General features: G+C 33.8%; 13 protein-coding genes. All 13 read left to right on the top strand.

All coding sequences use genetic code 11. The features are described 5' to 3' along the window. The first annotated feature begins 1 nt into the window (after nucleotide 1). On the top strand, nucleotides 2-2221 hold the full coding sequence (locus tag BUA03_RS12615; protein WP_066082839.1) for a GH92 family glycosyl hydrolase: 2220 nt from the start codon (nucleotides 2-4) through the stop codon (nucleotides 2219-2221). Between the two features lie 12 nt (nucleotides 2222-2233). Continuing rightward, nucleotides 2234-4837 (top strand): glycosyl hydrolase-related protein, encoded by a 2604-nt coding sequence (locus BUA03_RS12610; RefSeq protein WP_211266397.1) that lies wholly within the window; start codon nucleotides 2234-2236, stop codon nucleotides 4835-4837. A 130-nt stretch (nucleotides 4838-4967) separates the two neighbouring features. Further along, a complete protein-coding gene (locus BUA03_RS12605; protein WP_066082841.1) occupies nucleotides 4968-5888 on the top strand; it encodes an ROK family protein in 921 nt (306 codons plus the stop codon). An 11-nt stretch (nucleotides 5889-5899) separates the two neighbouring features. Continuing rightward, the gene (locus BUA03_RS12600; protein WP_139255659.1) at nucleotides 5900-6241 is read left to right on the top strand and encodes a hypothetical protein; all 342 of its coding nucleotides are present in this window, start codon (nucleotides 5900-5902) and stop codon (nucleotides 6239-6241) included. A gap of 25 nt (nucleotides 6242-6266) precedes the next feature. Then, nucleotides 6267-7172, top strand: coding sequence for a DMT family transporter (locus BUA03_RS12595; protein WP_066082845.1), 906 nt, complete (start codon nucleotides 6267-6269; stop codon nucleotides 7170-7172). Nucleotides 7173-7316: 144 nt separating this feature from the next. Next, nucleotides 7317-8240, top strand: a complete 924-nt coding sequence (locus BUA03_RS12590) for an SIS domain-containing protein (RefSeq protein WP_066082847.1) — start codon at nucleotides 7317-7319, stop codon at nucleotides 8238-8240. Between the two features lie 324 nt (nucleotides 8241-8564). Further along, nucleotides 8565-10763, top strand: a complete 2199-nt coding sequence (locus BUA03_RS12585; protein WP_066082849.1) for a glycoside hydrolase family 3 N-terminal domain-containing protein — start codon at nucleotides 8565-8567, stop codon at nucleotides 10761-10763. 134 nt (nucleotides 10764-10897) lie between these two features. Continuing rightward, the gene (locus BUA03_RS12580) at nucleotides 10898-12382 is read left to right on the top strand and encodes a xylulokinase (protein WP_066082852.1); all 1485 of its coding nucleotides are present in this window, start codon (nucleotides 10898-10900) and stop codon (nucleotides 12380-12382) included. A 4-nt stretch (nucleotides 12383-12386) separates the two neighbouring features. After that, entirely contained in the window at nucleotides 12387-13712 is a 1326-nt protein-coding gene (xylA, locus tag BUA03_RS12575; RefSeq protein WP_066082853.1) for a xylose isomerase, read from the top strand. 172 nt (nucleotides 13713-13884) lie between these two features. Continuing rightward, complete coding sequence (locus BUA03_RS12570; protein WP_066082854.1) at nucleotides 13885-15573, top strand: sodium/sugar symporter; 1689 nt, start codon at nucleotides 13885-13887, stop codon at nucleotides 15571-15573. Between the two features lie 155 nt (nucleotides 15574-15728). Further along, on the top strand, nucleotides 15729-16766 hold the full coding sequence (locus BUA03_RS12565) for an aldose epimerase family protein (RefSeq protein ID WP_066082856.1): 1038 nt from the start codon (nucleotides 15729-15731) through the stop codon (nucleotides 16764-16766). A 92-nt stretch (nucleotides 16767-16858) separates the two neighbouring features. After that, complete coding sequence (gene galK / locus BUA03_RS12560; protein ID WP_066082858.1) at nucleotides 16859-18028, top strand: galactokinase; 1170 nt, start codon at nucleotides 16859-16861, stop codon at nucleotides 18026-18028. Continuing rightward, nucleotides 18029-19075, top strand: a complete 1047-nt coding sequence (locus BUA03_RS12555) for a UDP-glucose--hexose-1-phosphate uridylyltransferase (protein ID WP_066082860.1) — start codon at nucleotides 18029-18031, stop codon at nucleotides 19073-19075. The last annotated feature ends 489 nt before the right edge of the window (nucleotides 19076-19564 follow it).

The raw sequence follows: 19564 nt of genomic DNA, 5'->3' as shown, positions 1-19564 counted from the left end.
AATGAAATTACTGATTAAATGGAAAGCTTTTTTAATTCTTTTTTTATTATTATTTACGACTCTCAACAGTTTATCCCAAAATAATAGTAACGAATTAGTTGATTATGTGGACAACTTTATTGGCGTAAGAGATACTCACAGTAGTAATGTTATTGGCCCTCAGCTTCCAAATGGTAGTATAAATCCAAGTCCACAAACTCCTGGAGGTGATAATAAATATGATATGGATTGTTACAATATCAATCAACCCATAAGAGGATTTGGTCAACTTCATGTGAGCGGTTCAGGATGGGGAAAATATGGGCAAATTTTTTTATCGCCACAAGTTGGTTTAGCTGTTGGAGAAACGGAACATGACTCGCCAAAAGAAAATGAAAAAGCAACCGCTTATGAATATGGTGTAACACTTAGTCGCTATAAAATAAAAACAGAGGTAACTCCTGCAACACATTCGGCTATTTACCGATTTACTTTTCCAAAAACGGATAAAGCAAATATTTTATTAGATATATCGCATCAATTAGGAGATATAGCAACCGGAATGCCTGAAAAATATGTACACTTTATAGATGGTGAAGTACAATTTTCATCTAAAGGTGGAGACGAATTAAAAGGTTACGGCATATATACAGGCGGATTTTCTGATGGAAATTATAAAATCTACTATTGCGCAAGATTGAGTAAAAAACCTGCAACTATTGGAACATGGTATAATGGTGCTATTTCCGAGGGTTCACTTTTGCAGAAAGCACAGAAAAAAATGGATCGTATAGGTGCTTACGTTAATTATAATACAAATGAAAACGAGGAAATTTATTTGAAAATTGCCATTTCTTTTAAAAGTATTGAACAGGCAACTTCGTGGCTTGATTCAGAAATACCAGCTTGGGATTATAATCAAATTAAACAACAGGCTCGTGACAAATGGAATCATGAACTTAGCAAGTTAGTCGTTGAAGGTGGTACTGAATCTGAAAAGCGAATTTTTTACACTGCAGCTTATCATGCGTCTTTTCAGCCTAGGAATAAAACTAATGATACTAATATATTTGGCAAAGATGTTCCTGTGTGGGACGACCATTTAGCCGTATGGGATACTTGGCGAACATTGTATCCTTTGAAGGTATTAACAAATCCATCAATGGTAAGCGGTACTATCAATTCATTTATTGCTAGGCAAAAGATCAATGGAAGAGTTAAAGATGCTTATGTAGCACTGAATGACAAGGATGATGATCAAGGAGGAGACAATATAACTAATATTATTGCCGATGCTTATGTAAAAGGTGTGGAAGGAGTCGATTGGAAAGAAGCTTACAAATTAGTAAAATATCAGGCAGATAATAATAGAAAAGGTATTAGTTACGGTAGCAAGGCTGATAGCAGTGCCATGTACAAAAAATTAGGTTGGATTCCTGCTGGTAAAATGAGCTGCTCAGTCTCATTAGAATATTCGTATAATGACTTTTGTGCGGCACTTATGGCAAAAGATTTAGGTACTAAATCGGATTATAAAACGTACCTCAATCGCAGTAAACAATGGGTAAATCTTTGGAACCCTGATGCCGAAAGTGACGGATTTACTGGATTTATCGTTCCTAAAAAATGGAATGGTTCTTTTATCCCTATTGATATAAAGAAAGAGTGGGGATCATGGAAAAATTATTTTTATGAAGGCAATTCTTGGACGTACTCTTATTTTATTCCACATCAATTTGAAAAACTAGTAAAAATGTCAGGAGGAAAAGAAAAATTTTCCCAAAAACTGCAGTATGCCATTACAAATAATTTAATAAACTATGGAAATGAGCCAGCTTTCCTTGCTATTCAAGCATTTCATTATGCTGATCGATCTGATTTAGCTAGTTTTTACGTTAGAAAATTAATGAAAGAGCGTTTTTCAGAAGATGGTTGCATAGAAAACGAGGATAGTGGTGCAATGAGCAGTTGGTATATTTTTTCCTGTATGGGCTTTTTTCCAAATGCAGGTCAGAGCTTATATTATCTTACAGGTTCCACTTTTCCTAAAATCATATTAGAACTGGAAAATAAAAAAAAACTAATAATTACTTCGACTAATTTTTCTACTGAAAATATATACATACAATCTATTAAAATTAATAGTAAGCCTTGGCACAAGCCATACTTTACGCACGATATGATTAAAAATGGAGGAACAATTGAATTTGTAATGGGTGATAAAGCTTTTAAGAAATTTTAAAAAATTTAATATATGATGCAATTTAGAAAGTTAACAATCTGTTTGTTATTTATTTTGGTCAGTGCGATGCAAGCCCAACCTGTTAAACGCATTTATCTGGGTAATGATGACCACACCGATTTCATGTGGATAGCTAATGAAACCGATTATAATGCAGCATTTGTTAAAATGCTCGATTATTACTTAGACCAAATCGACGCAACTAAATCCAACCCCGAAGATTTTCAGGCACGTTTCAATTGTGATGGAAGTTATTGGATGCAGGCATACCAAAAGCAACGTACGCCAAAACAATTTGAAAGGTTGATCGCTGCAATAAAATCAGGACATATTAGTATGCCACTTCATCCATTGATCAATTGTTATGGCGGTATGCCAACTGAAGCGGCTTTTCGTGGAATGTTCTACGCTGGTCAAATAGAACGAAAGCATGACTTAAGATTTTCGATGGCCGGAAGCATGGAAAATAATACCATACCGCTAGGAATGAGTTCTATTTGGGCTGGTTCAGGAGCCAAATACAGCTGGTATGGAATAGGAGGATATGGTAGTCAGTTGAGCTACGATTACAGAGCAGATCGACGAAATCAACTTTATAAATACACTGGCCTTGACGGTTCTGGAGTATTGATGAAATGGTATATGTACGATGAAAAGAAAACCGCTCCTCTAGGCGGTTATGCCGAAACTCGAACTGCTATTCCCGCTAAAAATCCCGTACAGGAAATTAGTACTATGATTCCTCGTCTTGAAGCTATGTGCGATACTATTTCTGCTAATTCAAAATATCCTTTTAATGCAGCAGCAGCATTTGGATATGGTCATGATGATTTAGAAACCTATCTCTCGCCTGAGTTTATTCAAGTTGCCAAAAATGGCACAACGCCAAGCAGAAAAGTTCGTGTTGCTATTTTAGAAGATTTCTTTAAAGATATTGAGAAAAATTATCCAAATCTTCCTTCTGAAACAGTTACTTACGGTAATGAATGGGATTTATTGTCTGCTTCTATGAATGAAACTACGGCAAAAATGAGACGATCAACTGAAAAACTCCGTTCGGCAGAAGCCCTAGCGAGTATTGTTGGTATTAATCAACCTGATTTTGACAATGATTTAGAGGATTTAAAAAATACAGCATGGAATTCTTTTGCTTCTTATTGGGAACATGACTGGACCGGTGATAGCAAAGTAGCGATGGAACAACGTCCTGCTTGGCAAATAAAAATGCAAGAAAACTTGACCGTTTATACGGATTCGTTATTTAACCGGTCTCGTAAAAGTTTAGGAAATCAATTGCAGAAATCTAAAAATCCTCGTTTTTATGTCTTTAATCCTTTAGGCTGGTCAAGAAGTGATGTGGCTGATTTTGAATGGGAAGGCGATTATCCATTTAAGGTTATCGACCTTGAACAAAATCAAGAAGTAAGCAGTCAAATTATAATGAAGTCAGGTAAAAAATACATTCGTCTATTGGCTTCCAATATTCCATCTGTAGGCTACAAAGTTTTTGAAATCAAAAAAAGAACAGCTAAAAAAGTTGTAAATGAACTCACAGTTGCCAATGAAACTATCAGTAATAAATACTATCAGTTGACTCTAAGTCCTTCAGGTGCCATAACAAATATTATTGATAAGCTTTCCAATCGTGAAATGGTGAAACCCGCAAAAGGCAAATACTTCAATGATCTTGGTGTTGAAGATATTAACCATGGGAGTCCAATTGTAGTAGAAAATTCTGGGCCAATTTCAGTTACTTTAAAGGCAGTTTCCGATTTGCCAATTAAGCATACAACGAGAGTAACTCTCTTTGCTAATAGTCCGGATATTGTAATAGAAAATAGTATTGAAGGCAATTTTGATGATGTAAAAACGTGGTCATTTTCATTTAATCTCAATAATCCTACAACACAATTTGAAGAACTTGGTGCTGTATTGAAAGCCCGACTTGAAACAAATGGTGGACATTATGCTTCTCAAAATGCGCGCTACGATTGGCAAACATTCAATCATTTTGCTGATTTAAGTGAAGAAAATTATGGAATAACTATTTCTAATTTAGATTGTAGTTTCTTTAAACTTGGAGAAAGTTCCATCTATTCTCTTGATGAAAATGCGTCACAAATTCATGCTTTGGCAGGTGGCAGGATCGATAAAAAAGTAGAAGATGGAAATTATTTAGGTTTTCCAAAACAAAATGGGGAAGTAAATTTCAATTATAATTTTGCTGTAACCAGCCATCAATCTAGCTTTGATGCGACCGCTGCGATGAAATTTGCAATGGAACATCAAAATTCATTCGTAACTGGAATCGTGGAAGGTGCGAAAGGAACCTCAAAGAAAACTTCATTTTCATTACTATCTGTATCGAATCCTGATATTTTACTATGGAGTGTAAAACCTTCAGAGGAAGGTATTGAAAACGGATTGATAACGCGTTTCTGGAACATGAAGAATACTGCACAAACGGCTACAATTACCCTAAAAAGTCCAATTACCGAAGCATGGAAAACAACTCACATTGAAACAAATGAAATGAAATTAATTCCGTCTGTTGACGAATTAAAAGTAGATTTTAAACAAAACCAAATAAATACTTTCAGAGTTTTAATAAAATAATGGAACGTTTTAAATCTAAGTAAACAAGAATAAAATCAAATAGGTTGAAACTATTTCTACTTAGTAAAAATTAAAAAAAGCTTTAAAACTAATAACCTTAAAGCCAAGTGCATAATCAATAAAGAATTCAATGAATAAATTTGTAGTAGGAATAGATATTGGCGGAACACGAACAAAAATAGGTTTAGTAGATCTTAAAATTGGGAAAGTTCTGGATTTAAAAATCGTACCTACTGAAACTGTTGACGACAGGCTGTTTTTGAAATATATAGTAAAAACTGTGGCAAATTTAAAGCTAATTGTAGCAGAAACTAAGGCTGAGATTGTAGGAATAGGATTTGGAATACCAGGTTTTGTTTTTGAAAATGGAGTGGTCGATTCCACTTACGGGTTTCTTGAATTTATGGAAGATTACCCGCTTAAAGACATTATACAAAATACTATTGGATTGCCTTGTCTATTAGATAACGACGCAAGATGCATCGCTCTTGGAGAAGCGTTGTACGGAGCAGGTAAAAATTCTAAACGTATATTGGTGCTAACATTAGGAACTGGTCTCGGTTTTGGATTTGTAACCAATGGCAAATTTGAAACTACTTTACCTTATGCGCACATGGGCGGTCACATTAGTATTGGACACACCACTTTTAAATGCTACTGCGGAAAACAAGGATGTTTAGAATCGCTGGTTTCAGCCACAGGAATCATTGCATCAGCAAAGCGACTGGGATGGGAAACAAAATTCCCCGATCTTCCGCTTAAAGTGGAAACGATTTTCGAAGCAGAACAGCAGGGCAATACAATTGCTGTTCAGATTGTTTCCGATTTCATCGCACAACTAAAAACAGGTATTCATAATTACATTAACTTATTCGCCCCAGATATTATTGTTATTGGTGGTGGCGTTTCAAAAGGGATGAAACCATATCTGGAAAGGCTTTCGGTAGATGATTTTTTAAAACCATACAAAAATTACCATGTCAACATTGTGCTTTCTGAACTTGATGAACATTCAGGAATACTTGGTGCGGCAGCTTTATTCAATTCATAAATGCAGAAACTATGATGTCAAATAAAATAATTGTAATGCAAGTATTCCCATATTATTTTTTCATTTTTTTGGGAATTTGTGTGTTGAGTTTCTCGAATATTGCTGCACAAACTAACAACAAACCAACAACTTATTATGTTGCACTAAACGGAAGCGATAGTAATTCAGGCACCAAACTTAATTTGCCATTGGCTAAGACGATGAACGAATGGTCGGATTACAGTAAAAAATTTTTCCAACCAACTATCTCTGATGTTGAAGTGACAAATGGAACTTGCAAAATAACCTTCTATGTTTCAGGCAGTGCCAATGATTATGCACTAATTGATGATGTGTGCTTGTTTAGATATTAATTATGCTAATTTAAATTTTAAGTAAATGAAGAATTACTTTAACAATAGAATGTGGCTTGTATTTGCCGTTCTAGCTGCCTTTTGCTGGGGAGTTTGGGGCATATTAGCTAAATTTATCTCTAGCGATATAAGTCCGTATGTCAATCACTTGCTGTTTACTATTGGAATGGTATTCACTATTCCATTTGTATTAAAAAAATGCAAATTGAAAGAAGCAAATAGTAAAGGTATTCTTTGGGGTTTAGTAGCTGGAGTTTTAGCGATAGCAGGTAACATTGCGGTATATCAATCCTTTGCAAACGGCGGTTTAGCTGCTGTGGTTATTCCAGTGACGAATTTGTATCCGTTAGTTACAATTCTTATAGCGATAGCGGTGCTTAAAGAGAAAATGCATTGGCTTAACGCTATCGGTATTTTAATTGTTATTCCTGCAATTATCATGTTGTCAGGTCAGTCCCAAATTTTCGATGATCCATCACTTTTTTTCTCTAATCTAGGATTAAACTTGTGGTTGATTTTTGCGTTAGTAGCGCTGGTTTTTTGGGGATTATTTAGTGCTGCTCAAAAGGTTACCAGTAATTATATTTCGCTTGAATGGTGTTATTTGAGTTTTATTACTTCATCGGTTTTAATAGCTATCGGCTTTATACTATTTGGACTAGTTGAATTTAATTTCAGTAATCAAACACTGTTTATAGGGTCATTAGCCGGAATGTTAAATGGACTGGGCGTCTTGGCTAGCTTTGCTGCATACAGTGCGCAGGGAAAGGCTTCACAAGTAACCACTATAGCGGGAGCACTGCAACCAGTATTAACGATCTTATTAGCAATTACTTTTTTAGGAGAGAAACTTGGAAATATAGAAATTATTGGAATCTTTTTAGCAATTGTTGGTTCTTTATTTCTCTCAGTCGAAAAAGAAAAAGAATAAATTTTTTAAAATATAAAGAGATGGGTGTAATTTTATTTTAATGTCAAAAGATATTAAAATTAAAGTATCAAATTAATTACTTAGGGTAAAGTAATCGATCTATTTAAAGATCATAAATTATAGTAACAGTCAATACAAAAGAACATGAAAAAAATGTTAGCCGAAATTAATGAAATTCCTGCAAAAGCGGTTGAGTTTCTCAAGCAATCTCCTGTATATTCTTTACCTCTTGGTGTGCCGTATTTAGGAATGGGCTCTTCTTATTTTGCACCATTAGCATTCAAGTATATGGGTGTGGAAATTCGGCCTGAAATTGCGTCGGAGTTTTATAATTATCAAAATAATAATACGTTTATCCCAATGGGTGTCATTATTTCGCAATCAGGAAGAAGTACAGAAGCTTTATGGTGCACCTCACTATTTAATAAATATATTGGCATTTCAAACTATGTCGAAAATGCGCTATGTACAAAACCCAATGTTGCAGCGTGCATTAACTTATTAGCAGAAGAAGAGCAATATTCTTCCTCTAAAACTTATGTCAACACTTTACTAGCATTGTTTAAGGGTTTTGGCTTTGATGCTACTGATGCAGTAAAACTTTTAGAGAAAAAGATGCCTGACTATGATAAAAAAGGAGAGCAAATGGCCAATCAGGTTTATGAACTGATTAGCAAAAAAAATATTCACGGTATTTATATAACTGGTAGTGGACCAAATGTGGGAACAGCTATGCAAGCCGCTTTAATCATGAGTGAAAGTACAAAACTTTCATTTCAAGGTTTGCCAATGGCGCAATACGATCACGGACCAAAAGAAACTGCAAAAAATAGTATTGTAATTCAAATTGTGGCTAAAGGTAAATCTTATGAACGAAGCCAGTTATTAAATCAAAAAATTATTGCTTCCGGAGCTCATGTAATTACAGTTGAAGAAATGGAAAGCGATGAAAATTTTTCCGTACTTCATAATATTGTACCATTTAATTTTATGTCTTATTATCTTGCCTTAAAACTAGGAATTGAAGATACATTTATGGTTGGTGGCAAAGTAACTGAAGTAGAGTAGAGAAATATAATTACACTTCCAATCTTGTTCTAATTGCTAAAATGATATGTATTTTCAAATGAACTATTGCTATTTTTAATAAGTTTTTGAAAACAATAGTTTTTTTTAACCTAATTTTTATTAATTAAATAATTTTTCAGTAAAATATTTTTGTTTAGTATAATTTTTTATATTTGTATTTATTATGTGCCCGTGCACACATTATTATTTCAATTTATAAATGTGAAAAAATAAAAGATATCAAGTTAGAAGTATCTAAAATAATTAACGTGCATTGAGAATTTAGAAATACAGATTATATCAATTCCATAAAGACATCAAAAAATGAATAGGAGAACTAATTTAGTTGTAATTACTTTTTTCTTATCGCTAAATATTTTATTTGGTCAAGAAGTTTACAAAAACAAGAAAGCACCAATTGAAAGTAGGATTAAAGACTTAATTAAGAAAATGTCACTAAATGAAAAAATTCTACAATTAAATCAGTTCACTTTTGGAATTAACAATAATCCCAACAATATTGGAGAAGAAATTACCAGTTTACCGCCAGGTATTGGATCTGTTATTTATTTTACGGGTGACCCAGTACTGCGAAATAAACTTCAAAAGAAAGCAATTGAGGAATCAAGGTTAGGGATTCCTATACTTTTTGGTTTTGATATTATCCATGGATTACGTACCGTTTACCCCATTTCATTAGGTCAGGCTAGTTCTTGGAATCTTGAATTAGTAAAATTGAACTGTGCTGCAGCCGCCAAGGAATCTGTGCTGTCTGGAATTGATTGGACTTTTTCTCCAATGGTTGACGTGGCGCGAGATCCACGCTGGGGTCGTGTTGCAGAAGGCTACGGAGAAGATCCGTATGTAAATGCAATGTTTGGCGTAGCAAGTATAAAAGGGTATCAAGGAGAAAATCTCTCAGATCCTTTTTCAATTGCCGCATGTTTAAAGCATTATGTAGGATATGGTTTGAGTGAAGGAGGACGTGATTATACGTATACCAATATTTCACGACAATCGCTTTGGGAAACGTATATGTTGCCTTACGAAGCAGGTGTAAAAGCAGGAGCTGCAACTTTAATGAGTGGATTTAATGATATTAGTGGCGTACCCGCAACCATAAATCAATACACTTTAACAGACGTTTTAAAGAAAAGATGGGGTCATGATGGATTTGTAGTTTCGGATTGGAACGCGATTGAGCAATTATTAAATCAAGGAGTTGCTAAGGATAAAAAAGAAGCGGGTTTAAAGGCATTTAATGCGGGAGTGGAAATGGATATGAAAGATGGAATATATCTAAAATATTTTAAAGAATTAGTTGAAGAAAAAAAGATTTCAGTTGCAAAAATTGATGAAGCTGTAAGCAGAATTTTGCGTGTTAAATTTCGTCTGGGTTTGTTTGACGAACCATATACAATAATAGTTGATGAAAAAGATCGCTATTTGCAAAAGCAAAGTAAGAGTTTAGCGCAAAATCTAGCGGAAGAATCAATGGTTCTGCTAAAAAATAAAAATACGATTTTACCTTTAAGACCATCTGTAAAGAAAATTGCCTTAATTGGTCCAATTGCTAATGACAAGGAGAATATAATGGGTGCTTGGTCATTTAATGGAAAAGCAACTGATGTAGAGTCTATTTTTGAAGGGTTTAAAAGTGAATTTGGTTCTGGAACACAAATTAACTATGCAAAAGGATGCGATTTCGATGGCACGGATGAAAGTAAATTTTCTGAAGCCATTACAGCTGCGAATAATTCAGATGTTGTAGTAGTTTGTCTTGGTGAACTAAAAACTTGGAGTGGCGAGAATGCATCAAGATCCTCTATAGCTTTGCCTGCTATCCAAGAGAAACTAGTTATGGAACTCAAAAAAACAGGCAAGCCAATAATCTTAATCTTGTCAAGTGGAAGGCCTCTTGAATTGGTCAGATTAGAGCCTTTAGCCGATGCAATAATAGAAATATGGCAACCTGGAATAGCTGGAGGAACGCCTTTAGCAGGAATTGTTTCTGGCAGAATAAATCCGTCAGGAAAGTTGGCAATCACTTTTCCTTTAACAACAGGACAAATTCCAACATACTACAGCATGCGTCAAAGTTCAAGACCTTTTGACAAACAAGGACATTATCAAGATATTCCAACAGAGCCGTTGTACTGGTTTGGACATGGATTAAGTTATACCAACTTTGAATATGGTAAAGCCAAATTATCTACAACTAAATTAAAAAAGGGAGAAAAATTAAAAGTATCAGTTGTAGTTAAAAATTCAGGAGAATTTTCAGGGAAAGAAACCGTGTTATGGTATGTATCTGATCCTGTTGCAACTATTTCAAGGCCAATAAAAGAATTAAAGTTTTTTGAAAAGAAAGAAATAAAAGGTGGAGAAGAATATGAATTCATTTTTGAAATTGATCCCGTTCGTGATTTAAGCTATCCTGACGAAAACGGAAATCAAATACTAGAAGCAGGTCTTTTTTACATTCATGTAAATGATCAAAAAATAGAAATTGAACTGCTATAACTGATTAAAGGAAAATAATAGTATAATTTTTCTAGTTTTTAATTATCCGAATATTTTTGAAATCGAATATATTAAATCCCGAAAGCACATTAATTACATCAACGCAATTATTAATAATAGCATTACAATAAATTATGTATCACATAGGATATGACATAGGAAGTTCTTCAATTAAAGTTGCAATTGTTGAGGCTGCAACTGGAAAACAAGTTATTGTTTTAAGCGAACCACAAAATGAAATGGAAATTGTTTCGCTGCATCCAGATTGGGCCGAACAAAATCCTGAAATTTGGTGGCAGCACATTTGTCACGCTACAAAAAGAGCAATTAAAGAGGCTAACATCGATGCTACAAAAATCAAAGGAATTGGTATTTCCTATCAAATGCACGGATTAGTTATCGTGGATGAAAACGGTAATTCCCTACGCAATTCTATCATTTGGTGTGATAGTAGAGCAGTTGCAATAGGTCAAAAAGCATTTACTGAACTTGGCGAGGACAAATGTTTAACACATTTAGGCAATTCACCCGGAAACTTTACCGCTTCTAAACTTAAATGGGTGAAAGAAAATCAGCCTCATCTTTATAATAAAGTGCATAAATATATGTTACCAGGCGATTATATTGCTTTTCGATTTACTGGTAAAATGACAACTACTAAAAATGGTTTATCCGAAGGAATACTTTGGGATTACAAAGAGAACAAAGTAGCAAACTGGTTGTTAGAATATTATGGAATTGATCCATCGCTGACACCATCTATAGTAGAAAATTTCAGTAATCAAGGGGAATTAAATGAAAAAGGCGCTCTAGAATCTGGGCTACATTTAGGAATTCCCATTGTTTATAGAGCGGGAGATCAACCTAATAACGCATTGTCTTTAAATGTTTTAAATCCCGGAGAAGTAGCGGCTACTGGAGGAACTTCAGGTGTTTTTTACGCTGTGACTGATTCATCCACTGGCAAAAGTACACGTGTAAATAACTTTGTGCATGTTAATTATCAACAAAAAAGTCCTAGAATTGGAAAATTACTAAATATCAATGGTGCAGGAATTCTATACCGATGGTTGCGCACGAATCTACATGATGATAGTTACGAATCGATGAATCTAAAAGCTAATACTGTGGCAATTGGTTCCGATGGTTTGATGGTTATTCCTTTTGGAAATGGCGCAGAGCGAATGTTTAATAACAAAAACATTGGAACTAATTTTTTAAACATAAACTTAAACATTCATAGCAGTGCACATTTATACAGGGCAGCTCTGGAAGGAATAGCATTTGCATTTGTTTACGGAATGGAATGTTTAAAAGATGATAATGTCAAAATAGATGTAATTAGAGCAGGAAACGATAATTTATTTCGATCTGAATTATTCTCCAATACAGTTGCTACTTTGATCGGACATGAAATTGAAATATATAATACAACTGGAGCAGTTGGTGCAGCGAGAGCGGTAGGTTTAACTGATGGTGATTTTAAAAAGTTCAGTTCGAATATTGAACAAAATGATCACGTAAAAACATATTTCCCATTGCAAAACAAGGAAGCTTACATTGAGGCGTATCAAAAGTGGAAAAAGGAATTAGAATATATAATCACACATAAAAAATAATACAATGGTAATTTTAGGTAACAAAGAATACTATAAAGGAATTGGCAAAATTGAGTTTGAAGGTAAAGATTCAGATAATCCATTGGCTTTCAAATTTTATAATCCAGAGCAAATAGTAGCAGGAAAAACAATGCAAGAGCACTTTAAATTTTCCATTGCTTATTGGCATACATTCTGCGGACAAGGATCTGATCCATTTGGACCTGGAACACAAAAATTTATTTGGGATCAATCTTCTAATCCACTTCAAGCGGCAAAAGATAAGGCCGATGCGGCTTTTGAATTTATTTCAAAAATGGGTTTTAATTATTTTTGTTTCCACGATTATGATTTAATTCAAGAAGGAGCAACTTTTGCTGAATCAGAAAAAAGATTAGCATTGATCACCGATTATATCAAACAAAAAAAAACAGATTCAGGAATAAAATTACTTTGGGGAACAGCTAACTGTTTTTCCAATCCGCGATATATGAATGGAGCAGCTACTAATCCAGAATTTAACGTGTTAGCCAGAGCGGGCGGACAAGTAAAACTGGCGCTTGATGCAACAATTGCCTTAAATGGAGAAAATTATGTTTTTTGGGGAGGTCGTGAAGGCTATATGTCTTTATTAAATACTGATATGGGACGCGAATTAGATCACATGGGACAATTTCTTATAAAAGCAAGAGATTATGCACGCTCTCAAGGATTTAAAGGAAACTTTTTTATTGAGCCAAAGCCAATGGAGCCAATGAAACATCAGTATGATTTTGATTCTGCTACGGCAATTGGTTTTTTAAGACACTATGGTTTAGAGAACGATTTTAAAATCAATATCGAAGTTAATCACGCGACTCTTGCGCAGCACACCTTTCAACACGAAATTGAAGTTGCAGCAAAAGCTGGAATGTTAGGAAGCTTAGATGCAAACAGAGGCGATTACCAAAATGGATGGGATACCGATCAATTTCCTAATAATATACAAGAAGTTACAGAGGCAATGTTGGTGTTTTTGAAAGCTGGTGGTTTACAAGGTGGCGGCGTTAATTTTGATGCGAAAATTAGAAGAAACTCTACTGATATGGAAGATGTGTTTTTAGCTCATATTGGTGGTGCAGATACTTTTGCGAGAGCTTTATTGACCGCAGATAAAATCATAACATCATCGCCTTATGAAAAATTAAGAATGGATAGGTATAGTTCATTCGATTCAGGTAAAGGAAAAGAATTTGCCGACGGAAAACTGGGCTTACAAGATTTGTATAATATCGCTCACGAAAATGGCGAACTTCCATTAAAAAGCGGAAAACAAGAGTTATTTGAAAATATAATAAATCAACATATTTAAATCTTTCTGGTTATTTGCAGCTTTCTTGTTGATTTATTTTTACCGATGGTTTGTTTAAATAAATAATTCTTGTAGAAAGAACGTGATTTTTGTTGCTTAAATACTTGACAAGCTGCAATTCCAGATTTATAATTACCATAAATACATTTTTAACTTTATCTAATTTTAGTATATGAATTCACTTCAGATTTATGATTATATTGTATTCTTATTTTATTTTTTTGTTGTAGCTGGCTATGGTTATTATGTGTACAGACTTAAAACTAATAATTCAGCATCAGCTTCGCACAACTTTTTTTTAGCCGAAGGTTCACTTACATGGTGGGCAATAGGAACTTCATTGATAGCTTCAAATATTTCTTCAGAGCAGTTCATTGCCATGTCAGGAAACGGCTTTAAAATGGGGCTTGCCATTGCCACTTATGAATGGATGGCCGCGTTAACTTTGATAATTGTGGCTGTTTTTTTTATTCCTGTATATTTAAAAAATAAGATTTATACGATGCCTCAATTTTTGAGTGAAAGATACAATGGTAATGTAGCGATGATCATGGCCGTATTTTGGTTACTACTGTATGTAATTGTTAATTTAACTTCGATTCTTTATTTAGGAGCGCTTGCCATCAATGGTATTTCAGGAATTGAAATTAATTTATGTATGTATGGGCTCGCATTTTTTTCAATAATTATTGCTTTGGGAGGAATGAAAGTAATTGGCTATACCGATGTGATTCAAGTGGTTTTTTTGATATTTGGAGGACTAGTAACTACATATTTAGCATTAGATAAAGTAGCAGAATTAAATGGACAAAGTGGTGTTGTTGAAGGATTTAATTATATGATGAGCCAATCTTCAGATCATTTTCACATGATATTTAAAAAGGAAAATGAAAATTACCCTAGTTTACCAGGTCTGACTGTGTTATTTGGAGGTATGTGGATTGTCAATTTAAATTATTGGGGTTGTAACCAATATATAACCCAGAGAGCATTAGGAGCGGATTTAAAAACAGCGCGTAGCGGAATTTTATTTGCAGCATTTTTGAAATTATTAATGCCAGTTATAGTTGTTTTGCCAGGAATCGCTGCATACGTTTTATATACAAAAGGTGGTTTGCAAACCGAAATGTTAGGTCCTGACGGAATCATTAATCCAGATCGATCTTATCCGGTTTTGCTAAATCTATTACCGGTAGGTTTAAAAGGACTGTCATTTGCAGCGCTAACAGCCGCCGTAGTGGCATCACTTGCTGGAAAAGTCAATAGTATTTCTACTATTTTCACGCTTGATATTTTTAAGAAAAAAATTCAACCAGAAGCTTCCGAGTTAAAAATGGTTAAGGTGGGCAAAATTACTGTTGTAGTAGCAATGCTTCTTGCGGTGATAATTGCTCCATTTTTAGGAATCGATAAAAAAGGAGGTTTTGAATTCATTCAGGAATATACTGGATTTGTAAGTCCGGGAATATTTGCAATGTTTATACTTGGCTTTTTCTGGAAAAAAACGAGTTCTAATGCGGCTATGTTTGCTACAATTGGAGGGTTTATACTCTCGGTAATATTTAAATTTTTACCTAGATTCGTGAATTTAGAGTTTTTAAGTAGCTCAGGATTTTCCACATTGGTAGAGCAAAAAGATAAAACTATGGCGTACGAAATTCCATTTTTAGACCGAATGGGATTTGTCTTTCTTATTTGTGTTGTGTTTATGGTAATAATTAGTTTGATTGATCACAAAAAAGGTGTTGTTGTAAAAGGCTTAGAAATTGATACAAAAATGTTTAAAGTTAGTAATGGTTTTGCAGCTGGTGCAATGATCGTTTGCGGAGTTTTAGTGGCTTTGTATTCTATTTTTTGGTAGGTAAATAAACAGTTTGAGCCGGTTTATAAAATTTAATTAGTAATAAGGAACAAATTTTAATTATTTTTCATTTTTGTTTAAGCTCTAAATTTTGTTAGTGCTTTTATACATTTAATTATATATACCAAACTCATATAAATTTAAATAATAACCAAATGTTACATCATAAAACAAATGCGCAGGCTGAAATATTTGGATCAATGCCTGATGGTGCAACCGTTTATTCTTATGAATTAAGTAATCAAAACGGAATGAAATTGAAAGTTATTACTTACGGTGCTACGATAACTTCACTAAAGATTCAACTAGAAAACGGACATTTTATTGATGTTGTTCTAGGCTTTGACACCTTAAACGATTACATAAAGTCTTTTGAGTTAAAAAGCCCTCCTTATTTTGGTGCTACAATCGGCAGATTTGCAGGAAGAATTAAGAACAGTACCTTTAGTTTAAATCAGAAGGCAATATGTTTAAATAAAAATAATAATAATCATTCGCTTCACGGAGGAAACAAAGGATTTAGTCAAAAGCTATGGAATATTGAAAGTATTAATGATGATATGAATTCATCCATCACGTTAACATATGCTAGTCCAGACGGAGAAGAAAATTATCCCGGAAACTTGCTTGTTTCAGTAACTTACAGTTTGTCGAATCAAAACGAATTAATTATTAAATATAAGGCAGTTTCAACAGCCGATACTATTGTTAATTTAACGCATCACAGCTATTTTAATCTCGATGGACACCAATCGAATTTATCCGAACAAGAGCTGTTTGTGAATTCCAATCTTTTATTAGAAACTGATAGTGAATATATACCAAGCGGTAACTACATAAACTTAGATAACCATGCATTCGATTTTCGAGAAACAAAAAAATGTCCATCAAAAATTGACAATACATTTGTTGTAAAAAACCAAAATACAATTGCTGCATCGCTTTTTAGTAAAAACAATAATTTAAAAATGACTGTCGAAACCAATCAGCCCGGAGTGCACATCTATGTTGGTGGTAATTGTTTCAATCTACTAAAAGGCAAGGGGAGCACTGATTATGATGCGGTCAGTGGCATTTGTTTTGAAACTCAAAATTTTCCCGATGCGCCCAATCATAGCAATTTCCCAAGTTCGATATTAAAAAAAGGCGAATGCTATCAGCATAAGACTATTTATAAATTTCGAATACTGTGATACAAAATTAAAAATTTGAGATCAATTGAACCATCAATGTTTAATCTTTTTGGCAAACAATAAAGAACAGAATTTGATAAAAAAACATACAAATGAATGAAATGTTAATTAACAAAACAACCACTTTTTTCCGCGAAATTTTTACTTCCTCTCCAGAAATAATTGTGCTCTCACCGGGAAGAATCAACATTATTGGGGAACATATCGATTATAACGATGGATTTGTTTTGCCGGCGGCCATTGATAAAATTATTTGTTTTGCTTTCCAAAAAAACAATACAAATCAATCCAAAATAATTGCAATTGATCTTAATGAGGAATTTGTTATTGATTTAGCAAAACCAATGCAATTAAGCGATACGGTTTGGACGAATTATCTCCGAGGCGTTATTGAACAACTAAACATAAAGGGTTTTCAGCTCGAAGGTTTTAACTGCGTTTTTAGCAGTAATATTCCTGTAGGTTCTGGTTTATCCTCGTCGGCAGCATTAGAATGCGGTTTTCTGTATGGAATTAATGAACTATTTAATTTGAACATCAAACCCATTGATATTGCGCTATTGGGACAAAAAGCCGAGCATTGGGTAGGTATCAACTGTGGAATTATGGATCAGTTTGCGAGCGTGATGGGTATAGAAAATAAAGTTTTAAAAATTGATTGTAAAACATTGGAACATCAATATCATGACGCTAATTTTAACGATTATTCCTTGATTTTGTTTGATAGCAACGTTAAACATTCGTTGTTCTCCTCAGCTTATAATACAAGACGTGAAGAGTGTCAGGAAGGACTTTCTATACTCAAAAATAATTTTCCTTCTGTTAATAGTTTCCGCGATTGTACGGAAGATCATATTTTAAGTTTACGAAATGTAATTAGCGAAAACGTGTTTAAAAGATGTCATTTTGTAATAAAAGAAATCGAGCGTGTATCTTTAGCTTGTGCAGCTTTAGATTCAGGTAAAATTGAAACTTTGGGTAAACTAATGTATGAAACACATGAAGGATTATCAAAAGATTATGAAGTGAGTTGCGCTGAACTCGATATGATAGTAGCAACATTAAAAAAAGAAGAAGCAGTTGTAGGTTCCCGTTTAATGGGTGGCGGTTTTGGCGGTTGCACCATTAACTTAATAAAAAAAGGTCATGAAGCAATTATAAAAGACAAGCTTTCTGCTTTATATTTTGATACTTTTGGAATAGAATTAAAGATATACGAGGTGAAAATCGGTAATGGAACCTCTTTATATAATCCCCTGTAAATGAAAAATTTCGATATTAATGAGGATCCTCACAGACGTTATAATCCGCTAATCAATGAATGGGTTTTAGTCTCTCCTCATCGTGCCAAACGACCTTGGCAAGGACAGAATGAAACAATTTCTGCTGAAGTTTTACCAGAATATGATCCTAGCTGTTATTTATGCCCAGGTAATACACGAGCTAATGGGGAAGTAAATCCTATGTATGAAGGTTGTTTTGTTTTTCAAAATGATTTTGCTGCGATGAAGCAGGATGAAATAGTGTACGAGGAAAGCGAAGAGAATACCTTTTTTAAAGCACTACCAGAGAGAGGAATTTCTCGTGTTGTTTGTTTTTCGCCCAACCACAACATCACTTTACCTGAAATGCCGCTTGGTACAATTGAAAATATTGTTCGAACTTGGCAAAATGAATACACAAGTTTAGGAAGCATAGATTATATCAATCATGTTCAAATTTTTGAAAATAAAGGAAGTGTTATGGGCTGCAGTAATCCGCATCCGCACGGACAAATATGGGCACAATCATCTTTACCAACTGCCGTGGAGAAAACACAGCATAATTTAAAAGTTTATTATGATACACACGAAAGAAATCTTTTGCAAGATTATCTAAATGAGGAATTAAAATTGAATGAAAGAATTGTAATAGAAAATCAACATTTTGTAGCGTTGGTTCCATTTTGGGCAGTTTGGCCATTTGAAACGATGATAATTAGTAAACGACATTTGGGCAAAATAACTGATTTTACAGCTTCGGAAATAACAGATTTTTCCTTGACTTTGAAACAGCTCACAACTAAATACGATAACTTATTTAAAACTTCATTTCCATACTCATCGGGGATTCATCAAACACCTACTGACGGTTTATTGCATCCCGAATGGCAGTTTCATATGCATTTTTATCCGCCTTTATTACGTTCTGCAACAATAAAAAAATTTATGGTTGGTTACGAAATGATGGGCGAATCTCAAAGAGATATTACAGCGGAAAAGAGTGCTCAAATGTTAAAAGAACAGTCTGATTTACATTATAATAGTTAGTGTAAAGAATAAAAATATAAAAATTGGTTTCTAAGAAAGATTAGGACAATAACCAGCTAAAATTAATAAGTTTAAAAATATTTATAATCTCTGCATCTTGATAAGTAAATGCACGTATTTAAATTTAAATAGATAACTTAAATCAATAATCAGTAAGGCGTTACTATAATCAGTATATCACACAATGAATATTTTGTACTTTTAATTTTTTAATTCGGATGTGAAATGGTAGTAAAACAATTGCATGAATAAATTGAAATTTTTTATACTTCTGCTTGTAATATAGAACATTTTAGGACAACTTTCGATCAGTTTTTCAGCTTATAAAGTTTTAATGATTCAGATATCTAAAAATGTTTTTGCAAAGAGGAGGGAAGGCCTGCTAACTTTATTCTATGCTGCGACCTATTCACGATGCAACTTTTTCAAAAACTTAAGATAGTTTTTAAGTTTTAATTTTCTGTTGCGCGGCTGAAATCGGAAATAACT

The organism is Flavobacterium fryxellicola (genome assembly GCF_900143245.1).
In the GTDB taxonomy this organism is placed as follows: domain Bacteria; phylum Bacteroidota; class Bacteroidia; order Flavobacteriales; family Flavobacteriaceae; genus Flavobacterium; species Flavobacterium fryxellicola.
Note: the sequence above shows the minus strand (reverse complement) of the source record. Positions and strands in the feature narration are given on the sequence as shown.

Coding starts and splice junctions, on each gene's coding strand:
- BUA03_RS12615 (WP_066082839.1), top strand. CDS start 2: ATGAAATTACTGATTAAATGGAAAGCTTTTTTAATTCTTTTTTTATTA.
- BUA03_RS12610 (WP_211266397.1), top strand. CDS start 2,234: ATGATGCAATTTAGAAAGTTAACAATCTGTTTGTTATTTATTTTGGTC.
- BUA03_RS12605 (WP_066082841.1), top strand. CDS start 4,968: ATGAATAAATTTGTAGTAGGAATAGATATTGGCGGAACACGAACAAAA.
- BUA03_RS12600 (WP_139255659.1), top strand. CDS start 5,900: ATGATGTCAAATAAAATAATTGTAATGCAAGTATTCCCATATTATTTT.
- BUA03_RS12595 (WP_066082845.1), top strand. CDS start 6,267: ATGAAGAATTACTTTAACAATAGAATGTGGCTTGTATTTGCCGTTCTA.
- BUA03_RS12590 (WP_066082847.1), top strand. CDS start 7,317: ATGAAAAAAATGTTAGCCGAAATTAATGAAATTCCTGCAAAAGCGGTT.
- BUA03_RS12585 (WP_066082849.1), top strand. CDS start 8,565: ATGAATAGGAGAACTAATTTAGTTGTAATTACTTTTTTCTTATCGCTA.
- BUA03_RS12580 (WP_066082852.1), top strand. CDS start 10,898: ATGTATCACATAGGATATGACATAGGAAGTTCTTCAATTAAAGTTGCA.
- xylA (WP_066082853.1), top strand. CDS start 12,387: ATGGTAATTTTAGGTAACAAAGAATACTATAAAGGAATTGGCAAAATT.
- BUA03_RS12570 (WP_066082854.1), top strand. CDS start 13,885: ATGAATTCACTTCAGATTTATGATTATATTGTATTCTTATTTTATTTT.
- BUA03_RS12565 (WP_066082856.1), top strand. CDS start 15,729: ATGTTACATCATAAAACAAATGCGCAGGCTGAAATATTTGGATCAATG.
- galK (WP_066082858.1), top strand. CDS start 16,859: ATGAATGAAATGTTAATTAACAAAACAACCACTTTTTTCCGCGAAATT.
- BUA03_RS12555 (WP_066082860.1), top strand. CDS start 18,029: ATGAAAAATTTCGATATTAATGAGGATCCTCACAGACGTTATAATCCG.